Genomic DNA, 19,772 nt, shown 5'->3' with positions numbered 1-19,772 from the left:
GGCTCTATTGAGCCATTTTTCAGCAGTTATCCAACGCTTTCTGGAGCACCTGGGCAAACGTTTTATCGTTGGGCGGAAGCAGCATCATCTTATGATCGCCGGGAACGTTATGTACACGTACACCTTTTCGGGCAAACTTCTTCCAGCCTAAAAACTTACTATCCTCAACAAAGTATAATCTTGTCTGCGCTTTAAATAAGTCAATTACACCATCATAGGGTTTCATGGTGTAATGCAGATATGCCGTCTCGTGTTTTTCAACAATGTGGCTGATTAGGTCGAAACCCGCTTCTTCCTGAGGTGGCTCATGCCGCAACCCAGCAGCCCGCAGAAGATTACCCCATATACGTTTAGCATGATCCCGCTGGTATCGTATTGTATCGACCGGATTTCTGAACAGCGACCGGCTAAACCAGACTGCCTTAGGGAACTGTCGAAGTATTTTCCGCCCGAGCCTGCTCGTGGCCGAATAGTTGATCTCCGATTCCTGTGCATTGGTGTCGAACATGGCCAGCATCTTCACCTCTTTCCCCATTGCCTTTAGTTGCTGAGCCATTTCAAGAGCAACATACCCCCCAAACGAATAACCAGCTATGGCATAAGGCCCCGATGGGTTCTGTTCCAGCAGTTCTTTTATGTAAAATGCGGCAATTTCCTCCATCGTATCTGGGGGTTCATCGACACCATCCAACCCACGAGCCTGAAATCCGTATATGGGTTGTTCCGGATCGAGATTTGCCAGCAAACCGCTAAAATTGAGCACGTTTAAACCAATGCCATGAATCACATAAATCGGCATTTTATTGCCTTTCGGTTTAATGGGGACCAGCGATTTCCACTTCGTAACTGGTTTTTCTTCATCAACAAGCTGAGCTAATTTCTGAATGGTGGGATAGGTCATCAAGGTCGACAATGGCAGTCGACGCCCGGTTGCTTTTTCAAGCTCAGTCATAACCTGAAGGGCAATCATCGAATGGCCTCCTATCTCAAAGAAATCGTCGTGAATACCAATTTTTTCCAGCCCGAGCGCATCGGCCCAAATAGCGGCAATTAGTTTTTGATTATCCGTACTAGGCTCGGCGGTATCGCTTCCAACTGTCCGTAGCGCCCGATCTGGTTTAGGCAGGGCTTTCCGGTCAACTTTTCCATTAGGTGTAACCGGAAACGCCCTTAACTGAATAAAATCGACCGGCACCATATAGTCGGGTAGCTCTTCCTGTAGGCTCGAACGCCACGCCGGAATCTGTTTCACAAAGGCATCAGCCGCCAGCAGAGGTTCAGTTACCAGATAGGCCACCAGACGCTGGTCGCCAGGACGGTCTTCGCGTGCCATCACCAGCACCTCCTTAATACCATTCAGGCGACTAAGTGCCTGCTCTATTTCGCCCGGTTCAACACGATAGCCTCTGATTTTTATCTGTTGATCGACCCGGCCCAGGCAGTAAATTTCGCCGTTGGCCATGAACTTACCCAGATCGCCGGTTCGATACATACTAGCCTGCCCTGATCTATCGAACGGGTTAGGCACAAATTTCTCCCGATTTAGCTCTGGTCGGTTCAGATAGCCCCGCGCCACCCCATCGCCCGCAATGTAGATTTCACCGATGATTCCTTCGGGCACCATGTGCAACTGTTCATCGAGAATATATACCTGCGTGTTATCAATGGGCCGCCCAATGGTTATAATCTCATCGCTGGCCAGTATTTGTTTACCCGTCGAATAGATTGTTGTTTCGGTAGGCCCATACATATTGAAGAGCGTATCGCAGCGGGCCGTAAGCTTCTGGGCGAGATCTTTCGACATGGGTTCGCCACAGCAAAGAATTTTGATGGGAATGGGTGTTTCCCAGCCAGCCGCCAACATCATTTTCCAGCTTATGGGCGTAGCCTGCATAATAGAAATGGACCGAGTTACTCCCGTTGGTGCAAGTTGAACAGGCTCCTGAAGAATCTGCAACAAGGCCCGACCATCTTTAGCTGTTTCGGCATCGGCCAGAACAAGGGTTGCGCCTACCAGCAAAGGCAAATAAAGCTCTAAACCGGCAATGTCGAATGACACCGTTGTTACACCCAGCAAAACGTCTTCGGCCGTTATACCGGGCATGGTTATCATACTGTAGAGCAGATTAACCAGGTTATGATGCTCAATCAACACCCCTTTCGGTCGCCCGGTCGATCCAGATGTGTAGAGGATATAGGCCAGATCGTTACCCGTTACAACTACGTCTGGAGCTTCGGCAGTTGCTCCCTTCGGTCCACTCATTATGGCTTCAATGAGTAGTTCTTTCGCCCGATGAGCGAGTCGGCCAGCATATTTTTTAGATGTGATTAGTAATCCCGCCGACGAATCGGTTAGCATGAACGCAATCCGATCCTGCGGATAGGTTGGATCGATAGGCACATAAGCGGCTCCCGCTTTCAGGATTGCCAACAACGTAATAAGCAGTTCGGGAGAACGATCCAGCACTACGCCTACAACATCGCCTGTTTTGATACCTTGCTCACAAATGGCGAAAGCTACCCGATTAGCCTCCTGAATCAAATCTCGATAAGTCAACGAACGCCCGTTCGAAATCAGAGCCGTTTTATTGGGATGGGTAGCCGCCGTCTGATCCAGCAGTATGTGTAGTGGCGTATGGCGCGGATACTCGGCGGCTGTATTATTCCAACGGGTTACTTTTTGAATGAGCTCGTCGCTATCCGTTAACGGAATTTGCTCGATTCGTACGGATGGGTTCTCGACAATTGCCTCCAGCAAACTCACGAATTCGGCCATTATACGGTCAATCGTGCTTTCCTGAAACAATTGGGTATTATAGGAACATTCGGCCGTTAGCGACTCGGCCGACGATCCGCTTATGTTTACAGACAACTCAACGGTTTCGAACTGGCGGGGATTACTAATGAGCCGATGTTCAAGACCGTAGAAGTCAACGCCGTCGTCCAATCCGATATCGACATTAAAAATGACAGGAACGAGCGGTACTCTAGACGGATCTCGGGCAATGGGTAGTTTTTTCAATAGGCTACCAAAGGTCAGTTGCTGGTGTTCATAAGCATCCAGAACACCGTCTTTCCGTTGCCGCAGAAACTGAAGAAAACTTTGCCCAGGCTCCGGAAAACTACGTAGGGGCAGCAGATTTACACAATGCCCTACCAGCCGCAGATTACCAGTTGCCGATTGACCGGCCGCCGGTAATCCCAGCACAATATCTGTCTGGCCCGTTAGGCGATGCATCAAAACCTCAAATGCCGCCATCAGCGTTGTTACAAAGCTGGTACCAGACTTTATGCCCATTTGCTTAAGAGCCAGTACCAGCTTGTCGTTAAGCGGGTAGTCGCGACGGTTGCTTTTGTAGGTTCGTAAGGCTGGACGGGGAAAGTCGGTTGGCAGAGTTACGACGGGGACCGTATTCGCATACTGATTTACCCAAAACGCTTCTACCTGCAGATATTCCTTACTTTTCTGATACGAAGCCTGCTCCATAGCATACTGCGCAAAGGAAGGGGCTTCTGGCAGTTTTGGGAGTAGATTTTGGGCATAAGCCGAATAAAGCGTACTTAAGTCCTGAAGCAGAATACCGGTCGACCAGCCATCACAAATGATATGATGGGCAGTAAGTATAAACTGATGTTCGGTTGCCGATAATTTAATCAACCCCACTTTAACAACCGGTCCATTAACCAGATCAAAAACATGCCGTGTATCCTGCCGAACATAGTTCGAAACCACCTGCCGCTGCTCGGTTTCAGAGGTCGCCGAACAATCTATGTATGCCAGATCAAGTGGGGCATTGCGAAGTACACAAATCTGCGTACCATCGCCACTAAAAACCGAACGAAGCGCTTCGTGCCTCCGCACAAGCGCCAGTAAGGCTTTTTCGAAGGCCGATCGATCCAATGTACCGCTTAATCGGAGTGAAACAGACTCATTATAAGCACGGCTGGCATCATCACCCCCTAGTTGGCAAGATGTCCATATCTCTTCCTGAGATTCCGTAATTGGCGCCAACCGAATAAGCTCGGAACCTATAAATGGATCATAATCAATTTCAACTAGGGTTATGCTGGTGTGGGTAGCACTTTTAATCATCTAAATTTCATTTAGTTTGACTTGGAGATATTTACCGGGCCGTTCGGGATTGGGAACGAACCAGGCCGGATTACCAACCAGATCGCGCCCTAATCGGGCTCCCGGAACGGGTGGTAAATCTCCTGCAAGTGCTACGCCAGCCATGTTTGCTCTAGCGGTTAACGTTGGAGAAGCGTTTAAAAAGCCCGCTTCAACCAGTTCATTAATGCTTCGCGAAAAACGATCAATGATCGTATTTATATCCTTATCTGTATGGGCTTCTGTAAGAAAACACGGAAAACCATCCCAAATGTGAATACCTTTTTCGCGCATAAGTGTGAACAGGAGCTCGCCATAGGGTATATCTTCCTTAAATTTTATTTTCCAGAGGGAGCCAAAATGGGCAACAAAAAGAGGAAGTTGCTGACGGTCCAGCAAAGCATTTAACTCATCGGACAAACGGCGGGTTTTCTGCGTAAGCTCCTGCTGTAGAGTTGGGCCTTTTGCCTTCATATACTGCAAGGCGGCTTTGGCAGAGGCCAACGCCAGCGGATGCCGAACAAATGTGCCAGCAAAATACGTAACCCCTACTTCAGGTACGGACTTGTCGCCATATTGCCAGAAACCACCATCGAGCGCATCCATAAACTGGCGTTTACCGGCAATAACACCGATCGGCAATCCGGCGCTCACTACTTTGCCATACGATGCCAGATCGGCTTTAATACCAAATAAAGCCTGAACGCCACCAGGATGCGTTCTGAAACCCGTAATCACTTCATCGAAAATGAGTGCTGTACCTGAGGCTGCCGTAATAGCCCGTACTTCTTTCAGGAAATCGACTGGCACAAATTCTGGACGACGGCTTTGGACAGGTTCAACCAGAACGGCTGCCAGCTCGTGAGCCCGCTCCCGAATAATTTGCAGGCTTTCGTCGGTACCGTAGTCCAGAATGAGCATATTCTGAACAGACTCAGGCATAATACCAGGCGCTGCCGGAAATGACTTTAGTTTCTTTGTGCCCCGAACTAAAACCTCATCGACAATGCCATGATAAGACCCAGAGAAAGCTACAATCAGCGACCGCCCCGTTACCGTACGGGCAATACGCATCGCCCCTAATACGGCTTCCGACCCCGTATTACACAAAGCTACCCGATCGGCCCCAGTTAATTCACAGATTAACTGACTCACTTGACCCGCCAACTCATGCTGAGGGCCAACTTCGTATCCGGCTTCGATTTGCTCGTGCAATGCTTTTTTAATGATATCGGGCTGATAGCCAAACATATTCGAGCCAAAGCCATTGAGTGCGTCGATGTATTCATTACCATCCATATCCCACAATCGGCTTCCCTGCGACCGATTAACGACTAATGGATAGATAATTTCTTTTGTAAGAGGCCGAAAACCCGTTACCACCCGTGGGTCGGCCATATGCGCCCGATGCTCCTGTGCATAGGCTTTACTCTTACGCGTCTTCTGATTGTAACGATTTGTAAGGCGGATTAAAAAAGTCTGTTGCTCATCCGTCAGTTCCGATGCCTGACGTTCGATCCGGGCGGTGGCCCCAAAGGGCTTTTTCAGCTCAACTTTTTCTTCCGGCGTTAAATCAGCCGTTTCATTAAGCGATTTGGCGGGCACTTGTTTATCTGGCTCCGAAACCGGTGGAACTGCTACTGGAGTAGACACCGGAATTGCCGGTACTGCTACCGGGCTGTCTTGTAAAAGCGCAACCTGTTTGGCCAGTATCTGCAACTGCTGCGCAATAAGGCCCAGCGCCGAATCAGTTAGCGGAACGCTCAGTTGCCCCATTGATGGAGCGGGTTGAGCTATGGGTTGGTTAGTGGTGGTAGATGTTGTCGATGGTTGCGTTGTGGTGGTAGGTTCTTCAGTTGTAGGTAATGTGTTATCCAGAAAATCAGCTAACAAATTGGGGGTTGCATAGTCACTAGTCAGTTGTCGAAACGAAATTGGTACGCCAAACTCTTTTTTTAGTGTCATTGCAACCTGGGTGAGCAGCAATGAGTCGAGACCTATTTCCAGAAAGCTCATATCAGGCGTTACATCATCCATATCTATGCCGGATGCATCCTCCAACAGCTTATTGATTTGGCGGAGTAGCTTGTCTTTTCTCATGCTTATCTTTGGTTTAATCGAGGAGGAAACATCGTTGAGCGACTCTACCTGTAGAGGTCTTTCGACTACGGGCTCTGCAACAGGGTCGACCCAACAACGCTTTCTGTCAAATATGTATGTAGGTAGATTGATTCGTTTACGAGACTGCCCCGCATAATATGCCTTCCAGTTAGGGTTCAGGCCACTGCAATAAAGCTGGCCCAGAGTTGTCAGGAGCGACTCGCAGGCAGTTGGCCAATCGTTATGATTAACGAGGCCTGCTAAAATAGTAATTGGCCGATGCCCTTTCTGTTGCCGGGCGAGCGTTGCCGTAACATGGCCTGGACCCACTTCGAGCAAGAGTGGATTATCTAACTCCAGCAGCGTAGTAACCGCATCGGCAAAACGAACGGTCTCGCGCAAATGATTTGCCCAGTAAGCCGGATCTGTTGCCTGTGCATCTGTAAGCCAGGTGCCCGAAACGGTTGAAACCAGTGGCATTTGCGGCCGATTGAGCGAAATTTGTTCTACCAGTGCTTTAAAATCGCTAACGATCGGGTCCATCATCGACGAATGAAACGCATGACTGGTTTCAAGCGGCTGGTTTAGCACTGATTGTTCATCGAGCAACCGGGCAAAATCGGCAATGTGCTCGTCGGGGCCAGCAACAACACAAAGCTTTGGGCTATTGATGGCGGCAATTGAAAGCGTAGAAGGCAACATGGCCGCAATCGCTTTAGCGTCCATCCGAACCGAAAGCATACTGCCACGTGGTAATTCGCTTACCAGACGACCACGCATGGCTATTAACTGCAGGGCATCGGCCAGTGTGAAAACGCCAGCCAGATGAGCCGCCACAAACTCCCCAACACTGTGTCCACAAAATATGGTTGGTTCAATGCCCCAGCTCATCCACAAACGCGCCAGTGCATATTCCGTTACAAACAGCGCCGGTTGTGTATAGCGTGTGTTTCGCATACGCTGCTCGGCTTCCGAATCAACAGTTTTCGGATAGAGCACCTCCCGAATGTCGGTCGTCATAAAGGCTCCCAACAAATTGGCACACTCATCGATAGCTTGCCGGAACACTACTTCATGCTCATACAGAAACCGACCCATGTTCAGGTACTGAGCCCCCTGACCAGGAAACATAAACACGACCTCAGCAGGCACTTCTTTTACCGTTTTAGCACCCGAAGTTGCGTCGGAACGGAGCGTTTCGATAATGTCTTTCTTCGAGGTTGCCACAACAAACCGACGGTGTCTGAAATTGGCTCGGGTTGTTTGTAGTGTAAAAGCCACATCGGCTCGTTCTGCATGCTTATTCTCAGCAAAGAATTTTGCCAGACGCTCGGCATAGGCCTCTCGGCTCACTACAGTTTTGGCCGACCACGTAATAAGTTGGGCCGGCCGTTCAGCAAGTGGTAGCTCGGCAGGCAGTACCGGAACGCTATCCGTAAATTCTTCCAAAACTACATGCACATTGGTACCCCCCACGCCAAACGAACTTATGCCCGCCCGGCGCGGAAATCCCTTCCGAACACCGGTCAATTCCCAATCTTTGTGTTCTGTATTAACAAAAAATGGGCTATTCGCAAAGTCGATCGCCTGATTCGGGGCCACAAAATGAAGCGATGCCGGAATTTGTTTATGATATAAGGCTAAGGCCGTTTTAATGAATCCGGCAACGCCTGCTGCTGCCGTAAGGTGGCCTATGTTGCTTTTTACAGAGCCAATTGCGCAGAACTGCTTTTCTGCCTGCTCTCCAAAGCCAATCGTTAGCCCTTCTATTTCGATCGGATCGCCCAGTGGTGTTGCCGTACCGTGTGCTTCTACATAGCTTATGGTAGCCGGATCAAACTGCGCATCCCGGATCGCCATTGCAATAGCTCCTGCCTGTCCATCGGCATTAGGCGCGGTGAAACTTCCCTTGCCAGCGCCATCGTTAGTTACACCAACACCTTTTATGACAGCATAAATAGTATCGCCATCACGCTTCGCGGCCTCCAGACTTTTTAATAAAACGACACCAGCGCCATCGCTAAACGTTGTTCCCTGCCCTTGCGCGTCGAAAGATCGGCAATGACCATCCTTGCTCAGCATTGCTCCTTCCTGATATAGATGGCCGCTATTGATTGGAGCCGTTATGCTGGCACCACCCGCCAGCGCTACTTCGCACTGCCCGTTACGAATACTTTGAGCCGCCTGTGTGATTGCCAGTAGCGACGACGAACAGGCCGAATAAACGCTAACGGCAGGACCTTTGAGGTTTAACTGATAGGCCGTACGAGATGCGATATAATCTTTTTCGTTCAGGGTCATTACCTGAAACCCACCCACCTGATCAATCAGCTCTCTGTGGCCAAGTACATTGTTCAGGTAATAGGTATTGTTGCCACAACCCGCAAACACTCCCACCCGACCGCTGTAGTGCTCCGGAAGATAGCCCGTTTGCTCCAGCGTTTCCCAGGCAATTTCCAGAAATACCCGCTGCTGCGGGTCCATCAGTTGAGCAAGGGTTGGAGGCAATCCAAAAAAGCTGGCATCAAACTGATCGGCATTGTCAATAATGCCTCGTGCTTTTACATAAAGTGGATCTTTTTTAAGGCGATCTGGTATACTTTTATCGAGTTCTTCATCGGTAAAAAAGCGGACGGTTTCTTTACCAAGCGTAATAATATTCCAGAACTCATCAATACTTTTGGCGCCCGGAAAACGGCCAGCCATACCAATAACGGCAACTGCTGTGGGGTTCGGTGATGAGCTTTCCTGATGTGATGCGGGGTTCGGGGTTATTGCTGGCGCTGTTTCCCGAGGTTGCAGATACTGAACAATTCCGCTAATGGTTGGGTACTGATACAGCTTTGTTACAGGCAGCACATAACGCTCCTGTTTTAAGCCAGCAACAAGCCGCTGGGCTAGTAATGAATTACCACCTAATTCAAAAAAATTATCATCCAGGCCAATCTTATCGACCTGAAAAAGGGTGGCCCAAAGTCGCTCAATAGTCTGTTCAGTTGTTGTTTTGGGCTTCCGATAAGTGGTTGCTAATTCGGGACGTTTACGCTCAGGTTCGGGTAGTTGTTTTTTATCGACTTTGCCACTACTGGTTTGCGGAAAGTAGTCCATCCAGACAAAAGCCGATGGCATCATATAGTCGGGTAGCCGATGCTCCAGTTCTTTCCGCACAAACGAACTGTCGGTCTGCTCGGTTGCCGAAATCAGGTATGCAATCAGTTGTTTCTGAGCACTCACCCCGTCACGCGCAACAACTGCTGCCTGCTTGATTCCTTTTACCTGATTAAGCGTCACCTCAAGTTCGCCCAGTTCGACACGGTGGCCCCGGATTTTTACCTGATCGTCGCGACGGCCCAGAAATTCGATGGTGCCATCGGGCAGATAACGAGCCAGATCACCAGTTCGATACACCCGGCTTATGCCCTGCCCCGGCACGTTTAGTGTGATGAATTTTTCGCTGGTTAAAGCAGGCTGGTGCAGATACCCTTCTGCCAGACAGGCACCCGCAATGCATAGTTCTCCAGCTTCGCCTTTAGGCAGTAGATTCAGCGCATCGTCTGTAATATACAGGCTAACGTTATCGATGGCTGCACCAATCGACGGCAGTTGCGGCCAGGTTGTTGGATCACCATCCAGCCTGAGCTGGCTTACTACATGACATTCTGTAGGGCCATACTGATTAAATAGAACACAGGTTGGCAGAGCGGCAAAAAAATCGACTAGCTGTGGGGTAATTTTCAACTGTTCGCCAGCCGTCATTATCTCCTGCAATGCTACCGGAAACCGACGGGAACTGACGGCCGCTTCGGCCAGATATTGTAAGGCGACAAATGGTAAAAACAGGCGATTGATTGCCTGTTTATCGATAAATAGCAGAAGCTCATTTAAATCCAGCCGTAATGCCTCGTCGATCAGAACCAGTGTTCCACCGGTGCAAAGGGTAGCAAAAATTTCCTGAAACGAAACGTCGAAACTAAGCGGAGCCAATTGCAACGTACGGCTATTGGCGGTTGCCTGCGACTGTTTGGCCTGCCATTGTAGCAGATTTACCAATGGGCCGTGTCCCATGCAGACACCTTTTGGCTTACCCGTTGAGCCCGAAGTATATAAAACATAAGCTGTGCTATGCTGCTGACCCACTCCCCCCCCGGCTACTGAATGCATCTCATCGGATCGAATAATCTGAAGATTCAGCCTAATGAAATCGGTCAAATTTTCGGTCGTGGTCAGGCAGGTTTTGATACCCGAATCGGCAACAATTTGCTGTAACCGCTGTTCAGGATAGGTTGGATCGAGTGGTAGGTAGGCTTTTCCGGCTTTTAGAACGGCCAGTACGCCAACAACCATTTCCAGATTACGATGTGTGCTAATCCCGATGAATTTGGCGTGCGGATCGGCCTCCAGAATCGCTTGAGACAGCTTATCGGCACGTTCGTTTAGCTGCTGATAGGTAAGCACGTTATTGCCAAATACGACGGCGATGTGCTGTTGTTTTTTATTAGCTACCTGCTCAACAAGCTGATGAACAAATAACGGGGAAAGAAAACCCCTATCCGCTATGTCTTCGGAGACCTGCATACCCGTAATTCGTTAAGGCGACGCTGGGTCGCCAGATTTCATTAATAGGTGGTTGCTAACAGCGAGTCTGTCCAGGCTTCACTGAGTGTATCACCCCAAATTTATGATAGATTCATATTACGCTTAGCTAGCAATGAGCGCTCTGACGTTGTTGAAACAGGCTTAATATCGTCGCGTCCTGGAACGGCAATATAATTCCCTTCAACTTTATTCAAGATTGTAAATATGGGCTGATTTGTTACCCGTATGTACAGACTTAACAATTGTTTCTCTGCCCGCCCCCAGGCACTATTGGCATCGACAACCAGCAGCGACAGTGCACCATTTTTAAGAAGATATACCGGTATCTGGTTGTTCAGTAAAGAAGGCAGCTCAAGGATTACCCGATCAAACTGCGATGCATCGAAACCATCTTTATAATCAATCAGATAATCGATGCCCGTAACGTTCATAAAATCCGGACGGATTGTATAGGGAAAGTACGTAACGCCCTTAAAATATTCCCGTTGCTCTTTGCCCGTCACACGCGGATAACAATAAGCTACCTGCTGGTCGGCATCGGCATACAACTGGTTCAACCCATTGGCTACCCAGCTCTTTCCCTGCTTTGATCCTATACTGAAAAGCGTAATAATTGGCGGATGCGATTTGGTAGCTCCCTGGGCAATTTCAACGTTTATTGTATTGAATAGCTGCTCGAATGTGTTGCGGGTAGCCAATGTTGCCCGTGAAAACACATTGGGTTTTTTCACGATTGGGAACAATGCCGTAACGGGCATTCCAATCATCTGCTCGGCCTGTTCGGGCGAATGAATCCGGTTATCGAGCCAGAAACGCAGGGCTGTCAGCAGCAGGGCAATAAAAATTCCGGCTCCTGCTCCTATAGCTACGAGTTGCAGCCGCTTCGAGAGTTGGGGGGCCAACGGATAATCGGGCGCATCCATAATTTCCAGCGACCCACCAATAGCAATGTCCTGTTGTCGGGTCTGCGATTGCTCAACCTGCTGCAACAGATCCAGGTATTCTTTTTCTGCTACACTCAGATCACGCTGTAATTGCCGAAGCTGCGAACCCAATGGCGTATACTCATTGGTCTTGACCTGATACTCATCCATTCGCTTTTTATAGAGCTCCAGGCGAGCCACCGACTCTTCGTATTCCAGCGATTTGGTCATTCGTTCACTGGCCAGCTCCTGAGCCGTTACGGCGTCCGATGTGTTAGTCACCGCATCGTATTTCTGAGCGCTGGATTTCAGATCTTCAGAAGCCCGCGTAACGGCATCCTGCAACCGGTTTATTACATTTTTCGGTTGCCCATAAGCCCGTGCATTAGCCAGCTTATTTTCGGCATCCGACAATTTTTTCTGCTTATCGTTCAGATCGGCATTGGCGGCATTCAATGTACTCTGCTGACCCATTCGTTTATTGAGCGCATCCAGTGATGCTTTGGCCGCATTTTTGCGCATCAATTCCTGATTGTACTCATTAATAAGCGCTTCACGCGAGGTGGCCACATTGCGAGCTTCTTCGTCGTAATCCAGTACGTTATGGTTCGTATTAAACGCCCGCAAATTGGCTTCGGCCTGATCGAGTGTTTGTTTCGCTTTTTGCAGCTTCTCTTCGTAATAGCCAACCACCGAATTGGTTTCAGACGATTTAAGGGTCGAATATCGCTTATTTAAAGCCTTAATGGCATACACAAGCGTATATTGCGCTACCGCCGGATCATTGGCTTCGTACTCCATCGTTAGTACGTCGTTCGTATTTTTCCGAGCCGAAGCTTTCAACTTTTCGGCCATCTCCTGTATCGAATAATTCGATTTCGACTTAACCAATAGTGTTTTTACTGGATTGTCGAATTGTGATCTGGCCAGACTATCAACTACATGGTGCAAATGAGCCGAATCGCTGTCCATCAGCAACAGGTTTTGCCACTGAACCGGAATTGCCTGCCGAAGCTGATCATAGCCCGGCGCGGCTAAAACAAGTGTATCGGGCTGGCGGAGCCGCAAATGGTCGGTCAAAAGATCGACCCCAATTTGCATGAGTGTTTCTTTTGAGGTCAGCGTTGTCAGGATGTTATCAATGGCACTGGCCGACCGATCGACAAAGCCGCCCTGCTTATCAGAAAGTAAGGAATAGCGCGATACCAGGCCCGTATATAACGTAGCCTCCGATTTATATACTTTCGGTTCATTTCTGGTAACGAAAAATGCCGTTCCGGCCGTTACACACGGAATTAGAATAAACCAGAGTATATTCTGCTTTAGAAGCCGTAAAAATGCATCGACTGTCATACGATTCTGTTAATTACGCTTCAACCGTTGAATTGGAACACCCATTAATGTTTCAAAAAAGTGTACATTTTTCAGGAAGTCGCCTTTAACCTGCTCCGACACTGATTTCGTTTCTATATACCGACTTGTGGCACTTGCCAGTTGGTCGGCCGTTATTTTGCCTTTCTGAATCTCAACCTCTGCTATACGATAAGCAGCCAGTGAAGCCTGTTCGTCGATCAAACGTAGCTTTAGTATCTGTTGCGATGTAATCATATCCTGATAGATCGACACCAGTTCGCGTTTTATCTGCTGTTCGATCGTTTCTTTCTGAATCACAGCCGCCCGATAGTTCGAATAAGCCTGCCGAATCTGATGTTTGCGACCAAACAGATCGTATAGTGAAATCCGAACGTCAACCCCGGCACGATACCCGTTAGCAATTTGACCTATCGGATCGCGCCCGGTCACTGCCGCTCCCGATGAAAGAATGGTTTGATTACCACCCGAATAGTTACCAAACCCCGACACATTCTGTAAAATTTGGGCCTTAGAAGCGTGATAAGTGGCATCCAGCGAGTTGGCAACCTCGTTTTGATATTTAATTAGAGGAGAGTTGGTAATGGCCATTTTCAACAATTCTTCGAACGGAATTAACTGAACGGCAATATCCTGATCGATATCAAGATAGACCGTATCATTTGCTGCTCCCGACGACGTACCAAACATCATCAGCCTTCTACCGCTTACTTTCTGCCCGAGGCAGGTAGTAATTGATAGGACGCCGAATAATAAAATCAGGACAGTTCGACAATACGTAGTTACCAACTGACCATAAATATAAAATTTCATTATAAAATAAGTTTGCAATTCGCTTTCACCTAAGCCCTCATTCCCAAATTCAGGAAAGCAACTGTTTATATACTACCCTTTTATCTATCCTTAACGTTCAGATTTGCCACTTTATCTGTCCATCTAGTAGACTCTCGTAAACTTTTGACGGTTATTTGCCTACGGTGTCACATTGTTAATTTTTTCTATTTTTTGAACAATCCTAAGAATTAGAATTATTTAACCTTACAATTAGACAAAACCCATATACTTAATAACATTGAAGCCATCTACTTTGCGTACATCTGTTCTGGACGCTTAAAGTAGATGGCTTCAAAAAGAGTATATGCAGCTTTTGGGCCTATATATCCAACGGATTTACAGACTAGCTGCATTTAAAAAGAATTTTCAGCTAAAGCGCATGAATTTAAGCTTTATCTGAAGATGGGTCTGGTGTATTTGTATGCGGAGTAGGCATGAAACTTTTAAATGCTTTCCGCATATTGAAAATAGCCCGCGCAAAACGAAGCATCAATACCGGAACGAGCATCAACTCTCGGGTAGAAATCCGTTTTCGTAGGTAATCGGGTACTGAAATATACAGACTGACACATAGCATCGCTAACGAAAGTAAAGGAATTAACCATAATGCAGTATGTCCCGTTAGCAACCCTAAAAGTATACAAACAAAAAGTATACCAAGTAGTAAAACTCGTGGCAATACCATTGCCTGAATAACTTTAAAAGCACTGGCCATGCGTCCGTTGACAAACTCCGTAACACCCCTTCTAAAGTAATGTGTCAGAAACTGCCATTGAGCCGCAATCCAGCGAGTACGCTGGTTTTCAAACACGGCTTGCTTAGCTACTTTTTCATCATAAACAAAGGCATCTTCCAGGTAAGCGATCCCATTCCCGGCCAGAATAATATTCATTTCCAGCTCTTTGTCGTAGCCGCCCATTGTGTGCAGGTCGGCCATTCCCTTTTTCATCAAAGCTGGTTCAAAAGCCATTCCCGAACCAATAATCGAAGAAGCTAACCCTAAAGCTCTACTTCCCTTCCGAAAAATATGGTTATTGATTTCTTCGCTGATAGCGTCTAAAACCGCAACACTCGTATCGGTATTCTTTGCCACCCGATGCCCCTGCACAGCTTTCCAGCCCTGAGCAAATGCGGTATTGATCCGGCTCAGAAAATCGGGAGCCATATGATTATCGGCATCCGACACAACCAGAATCTCATACTGATCATCTGGAATCTGGGCAAGTGCTGCATTCAGGGCTTTGGAAACGGTCGATTTTTCGAAAGCTACTACAATTACCCGAACAGGCATAGTGGCCAGTTTGGCCAATGTATGCGGCTGAAACGAATCGGCAATAACAATCAGTTCAAATTTGTCGGCCGGATAGTTCTGCTTCAGATTTGCAGCAACCGAATCGATAATGACGGCATCTTCCTTATAAGCCGGAATGAGCACACCTATTTTCTTATATACCAGTGGCTGACTGGACGGGTAATGATCGTCGGCCCGGCCAAGCCGCCCGGCAACAGCAAAGACAGCCAGATAAAGTACAGATAATGCTAGATATCCTAAAAAAAACAGAGCGATAAAATATAGTATAGACATAGCTGATCTATTTCGACTATCAGGCCCTTCTTATAAACGCATTAACGATTCATAGATAATTGTAATAAAAGTAAAACCAAAATTTTATCTATCAATATTCCGATTAAAACAATAGTAGTAACAACAGGCCGTTTGATTTCGTAAATAATAAAAAAATGCGTCGGTAGCCAACTTCTCCAACGTTCCTACGTCGAACTCCGTCAACTACCGACACTATCAGGCCGTTTATTCCAGTCCAAAGGCCGACAGCTTTACAAACTCACTGACCCGATCCTGAATTTCAGCCTCTGTAAGGTTCATAATCCGTTCGGCACCGAACTTTTCTACACAGAATGAAGCCATTGCCGAGCCATAAATAATGGCCCGTTTCATGTTGTCGAATGATGTATCGTCGGTTTTAGCCAGATAGCCAATGAAGCCTCCGGCAAACGTATCGCCCGCTCCGGTTGGGTCGAAGACTTCTTCCAGTGGCAAAGCGGGAGCAAAAAAGATACGCCCTTCGCCAAAGAGCAAAGCGCCATGTTCGCCTTTTTTAATAATAACTGTTTTGGGGCCCATGGCATGGATTCTGGCAGCAGCCCGCACCAGTGAGTATTCATGCGTGAGCTGGCGGGCCTCTTCGTCATTAACAACCAGAATGTCGACCAGTTTCAATACGCTCATCAGGTCTGGATTTGCAATGTTAATCCAGAGATTCATCGTATCGAGCATGATTAGTTTGGGGCGGTTCTTCAATCGCTCAATCACGGTTTGCTGAATGGCCGGTGCCGTATTGCCCAGCATCAGGTACTGACAGTTCTGATACGAATCTGGAATGATCGGATCAAAATCTTCCATCACGTTCAGTTGGGTTTCCAGCGTATCACGACTGTTCATATCGTTATGGTAGCGACCCGACCAGAAAAACGTTTTTTCGCCTGCCCGAACCTGCAACCCTTCGGTATTAATTCCGTGTTGGTTAAAATCGTTGATCATGGTGTGTGGAAAATCGTCGCCCACAACAGCCACCAGGTTATTTTCTTGCGTGAAATAGGATGCCGAAAGGGTAATATAGGTGCCAGAACCACCAATGATTTTGTCGGTTTTACCGAACGGGGTTTCCAGGGCATCGAACGCCACCGAACCAACAGTAAGTAAGCTCATTTTAAATTTGGTTTATGTATGAAAGCCCCCTAACCCCCAAAGGGAGAAGTGCTGCCGCATGAGTAGCTATGCAGTCAGTAATATAAGGCACAGCTTAAGTGCCTGTGGCAGCACTTCCCCCTTTGGGGGCCAGGGGGCTTTTCCGCCCAATCACCGGGCAGCGTTTAAATGGTTTTGTTTCGTCGAATAGTTTACGATACGTAATATGTGTTTTTACGATCTTCGAGCCTAGCTGGCTCACAAACCGTACCATAATCGGGTTGAAATCGCCAACCCAGTTCATTTCGAGCTCGGTATACTGAAAATTAGGGTTGTGTGCTGCTTCATATGGCATCCGCAATGCAATTGCCGCTTCAACCCCTTTACCCTGATGTTCTGGAGCTACGCCAAACACGACACCGAACGCTTTGTGATTGGTTTTCATAACCATATGCCACAAAAACTTCAGCTTACCAATCAGGTCGAGTTTACCATTTACGTACTTGAATACTTGATTCAACTCAGGCAAACAGACGAAAAAAGCAACCGGCTCGTCACGGTAGTAGGCAAAATAGATGATTTTATCGTCGATAACCGGTTTCAGTTTCTGCATGAGCACCTGAGCCTGCCCGGCCGACATTTCCTTAACTCCGCTGTGCGCCCCCCAGGCCGCATTATAAATATGCCGAAACTGTTCGGCAGCCGCAGGCAGATGTGTTTTGTCGATTTTTCGGAAGCTATAATCCGGATTGTCATATACGCGCTGAGCCCGGTCTTTCACTGCCTGCGACATATCGGTCAGCTTGTCCCAGGTAGTAGGAATGCCAAACGTAAACTGTTTGAAATAATCCTTAAAGCCGTAATTTTCGAAGAACGCAATATAATATGGCTTCGTGTAGGGCATACAATAGTTCGGCTCACGCTCAAACCCATCGGCCAGCAAACCCCACCAGCGGTCGCGATCGCCGAAATTGACAGGACCATCCATCGCTTCCATTCCATGGCCCTGTAGCCAGCTTTTCCCGGCATCGAACAGCATAAAGGCCGCTTTCTGATTGTCTATACATTCAAAAAAGCCGATACCGCCAGTAGGCTGATCATTATCGAGGTTAGCAATTTCGTAGTCGACAAAAGCCGCAATACGCCCTATAGTCTCGCCGTTGTTGTTCAGCAACAGATACCGAATGCATTCGCCATGCTCGAATCGTTTGTTTCGAGTTGGGTCAAATACTTCCTCGACATCGGTATCTAATGGCCGAATCCAGCACGCATCCTGGCGATAAAGCCGTACGGGAAATTCAATAAATTCTTTCTGATATTTGGCATTTTTGCCAACCTCAACTACCTGCATTACTGAGACAAAGCGGAGAAATTCTCAAAACAAAACGCGAATATAGATAAAAGCACTCGGGCTACGTTGTTTAAGCAACCGTTTTCCGCCGAACAATCCGTAACTTCGCCCCAAAGAACAGGACTATTCTGCTATGCTGATTAAGGAAATCCTCCATTCTGCAGCTCACTGCTGTTGTTGACCATCTTATCTCTCCTGGCTACCAATCGATTGGGTAACTCCATTCCTTTATCAGTTTTTAAGAAACAGTAGACATACTCATGCAACCGTTACATCTGTATAATACGCTTTCCCGTAAAAAAGAACTGTTTGAACCTCTCAACCCTCCTTATGTGGGTATGTACGTTTGTGGTCCAACGGTCTATAATTATGTTCACCTTGGCAACGTCCGTACATTTTTAACGTTCGACACGCTGTATCGTTACCTAACATTTATTGGTTATAAAGTGCGCTACGTTCGGAATCTGACCGACGTAGGACACCTGGTTGGCGATGGTGATGATGGCGAAGATAAAATTGGGCGTATGGCCAAGCTGGAAAAAGTGGAACCGATGGAAATTGTCCAGCGCTTCACTAATGATTTCCATACGGTGATGGGCCAGTTCAATACCATTCCACCCAGCATTGAACCCACGGCTACGGGTCACATGGTTGAGCAAATCGAAGCCGTACAAAGCTTGATGGGCAATGGTTTAGCCTATGAATCGAATGGCTCCGTTTATTTCGATATTGAAGAATATAACCGTCGGGGTGGCAACTATGGCAAGCTTTCGGGTCGTATTCTGGACGACCTGCTGAACGAAACCCGTGAGCTGGACGGCCAGTCTGAAAAACGAAATCCGCTCGATTTTGCGATCTGGAAACGAGCTGCGCCCGAGCATATCATGCGCTGGAATTCGCCCTGGGGGGCAGGCTTTCCGGGCTGGCATCTCGAATGCACCTGCATGAGCACCAAATATCTCGGCAAACAGTTCGACATACACGGGGGAGGTATGGATCTGAAATTCCCACACCACGAATGCGAAATTGCGCAGGGCGACGGTCTGACGGGTCATGATCCGGTTCGGTACTGGATGCATTCGAATATGCTGACCGTTAATGGCCAGAAAATGTCGAAATCGTTGGGCAATTCGTTTCTTCCATCTGAGCTATTTGCGGGTAGTCATTATTTGCTGGAGCAACCCTATAGCCCCATGACGGTTCGGTTCTTCATGCTTCAGTCGCATTATCGCAGCACGCTCGATTTTTCGAACGAAGCGTTAAAGGCCGCCCAGAAAGGGTTTCGCCGACTTGCCAACGGCCTGCGTGTTATCAAAACTCTGTCGTATCAACCTGACGATTCCGTTCTACCAAGCGAAGACAAGCAGCAGGACATTCGGCAAGCTGTTCAGCAGTTTTACGAAGCCATGAACGACGATCTGAACACAGCCGTTAGCATTGCTCAATTGTTTACATTGCTGAAGTACATCAACATGATTTATTTGAATCAGCTTCAGTCGGCCACGCTGGGTGAAGAAGTATTCAATCTGCTGAAAGATTCGTTTATTGCATTCATGCAGGATGTGCTGGGGCTGAAAGAAGAAGGCACCGAAAACCAGCCTGTTCTGGAGGGCCTGCTCACATTATACCGCGAATACAAAGAGCAACGGCAGTACGATAAAGTAGACCAGATTCGTTCCTACTTCAAAGCGCAGGGACTGGCTATCAAGGATATGAAACACCAGATTGACTGGGCATACGAAGAGTAAAACGAGTCAATCTCCAGGCTGGCTCACAACC

The 19,772-nt window shown here is 47.8% G+C and carries 8 protein-coding genes; 1 reads left to right on the top strand and 7 read right to left on the bottom strand.

Going from position 1 to position 19,772, the window contains the following annotated elements:
- Window positions 1-19 precede the first annotated feature (19 nt).
- From WBJ53_RS00310 to WBJ53_RS00280, 7 genes are all read right to left on the bottom strand, one after another.
- Window positions 20-4,093 carry an amino acid adenylation domain-containing protein gene (locus WBJ53_RS00310; protein ID WP_338874057.1) on the bottom strand — a complete coding sequence of 1,358 codons (4,074 nt, stop codon included), beginning with the start codon at window positions 4,091-4,093 and terminating at the stop codon, window positions 20-22.
- Window positions 4,094-10,786 carry an amino acid adenylation domain-containing protein gene (locus WBJ53_RS00305; protein WP_338874056.1) on the bottom strand — a complete coding sequence of 2,231 codons (6,693 nt, stop codon included), beginning with the start codon at window positions 10,784-10,786 and terminating at the stop codon, window positions 4,094-4,096.
- Between the two features lie 101 nt (window positions 10,787-10,887).
- Entirely contained in the window at window positions 10,888-13,083 is a 2,196-nt protein-coding gene (locus WBJ53_RS00300; protein WP_338874055.1) for a lipopolysaccharide biosynthesis protein, read from the bottom strand.
- Window positions 13,084-13,092: 9 nt separating this feature from the next.
- Complete coding sequence (locus WBJ53_RS00295; protein ID WP_338874054.1) at window positions 13,093-13,914, bottom strand: TolC family protein; 822 nt, start codon at window positions 13,912-13,914, stop codon at window positions 13,093-13,095.
- 406 nt (window positions 13,915-14,320) lie between these two features.
- The gene (locus WBJ53_RS00290; RefSeq protein WP_338874053.1) at window positions 14,321-15,520 is read right to left on the bottom strand and encodes a glycosyltransferase; all 1,200 of its coding nucleotides are present in this window, start codon (window positions 15,518-15,520) and stop codon (window positions 14,321-14,323) included.
- 225 nt (window positions 15,521-15,745) lie between these two features.
- Entirely contained in the window at window positions 15,746-16,663 is a 918-nt protein-coding gene (locus WBJ53_RS00285) for a PfkB family carbohydrate kinase (RefSeq protein WP_338874052.1), read from the bottom strand.
- 94 nt (window positions 16,664-16,757) lie between these two features.
- Entirely contained in the window at window positions 16,758-17,993 is a 1,236-nt protein-coding gene (locus WBJ53_RS00280) for a hypothetical protein (RefSeq protein ID WP_338874051.1), read from the bottom strand.
- A gap of 260 nt (window positions 17,994-18,253) precedes the next feature.
- Here WBJ53_RS00280 and cysS point away from each other — a divergent pair, with 260 nt between their 5' ends.
- Complete coding sequence (cysS, locus tag WBJ53_RS00275; RefSeq protein WP_338874050.1) at window positions 18,254-19,741, top strand: cysteine--tRNA ligase; 1,488 nt, start codon at window positions 18,254-18,256, stop codon at window positions 19,739-19,741.
- Window positions 19,742-19,772: the final 31 nt, after the last annotated feature.

Origin of the sequence: Spirosoma sp. SC4-14 (assembly GCF_037201965.1) — a bacterium.
Taxonomy (GTDB): Bacteria; Bacteroidota; Bacteroidia; order Cytophagales; family Spirosomataceae; genus Spirosoma.
The sequence above is the reverse complement of the archived record's forward strand: the minus strand, read 5'-3'. Positions and strand labels throughout refer to the sequence as shown.

Coding starts and splice junctions, on each gene's coding strand:
- WBJ53_RS00310 (WP_338874057.1), bottom strand. CDS start 4,093: ATGATTAAAAGTGCTACCCACACCAGCATAACCCTAGTTGAAATTGAT.
- WBJ53_RS00305 (WP_338874056.1), bottom strand. CDS start 10,786: ATGCAGGTCTCCGAAGACATAGCGGATAGGGGTTTTCTTTCCCCGTTA.
- WBJ53_RS00300 (WP_338874055.1), bottom strand. CDS start 13,083: ATGACAGTCGATGCATTTTTACGGCTTCTAAAGCAGAATATACTCTGG.
- WBJ53_RS00295 (WP_338874054.1), bottom strand. CDS start 13,914: ATGAAATTTTATATTTATGGTCAGTTGGTAACTACGTATTGTCGAACT.
- WBJ53_RS00290 (WP_338874053.1), bottom strand. CDS start 15,520: ATGTCTATACTATATTTTATCGCTCTGTTTTTTTTAGGATATCTAGCA.
- WBJ53_RS00285 (WP_338874052.1), bottom strand. CDS start 16,663: ATGAGCTTACTTACTGTTGGTTCGGTGGCGTTCGATGCCCTGGAAACC.
- WBJ53_RS00280 (WP_338874051.1), bottom strand. CDS start 17,993: ATGCAGGTAGTTGAGGTTGGCAAAAATGCCAAATATCAGAAAGAATTT.
- cysS (WP_338874050.1), top strand. CDS start 18,254: ATGCAACCGTTACATCTGTATAATACGCTTTCCCGTAAAAAAGAACTG.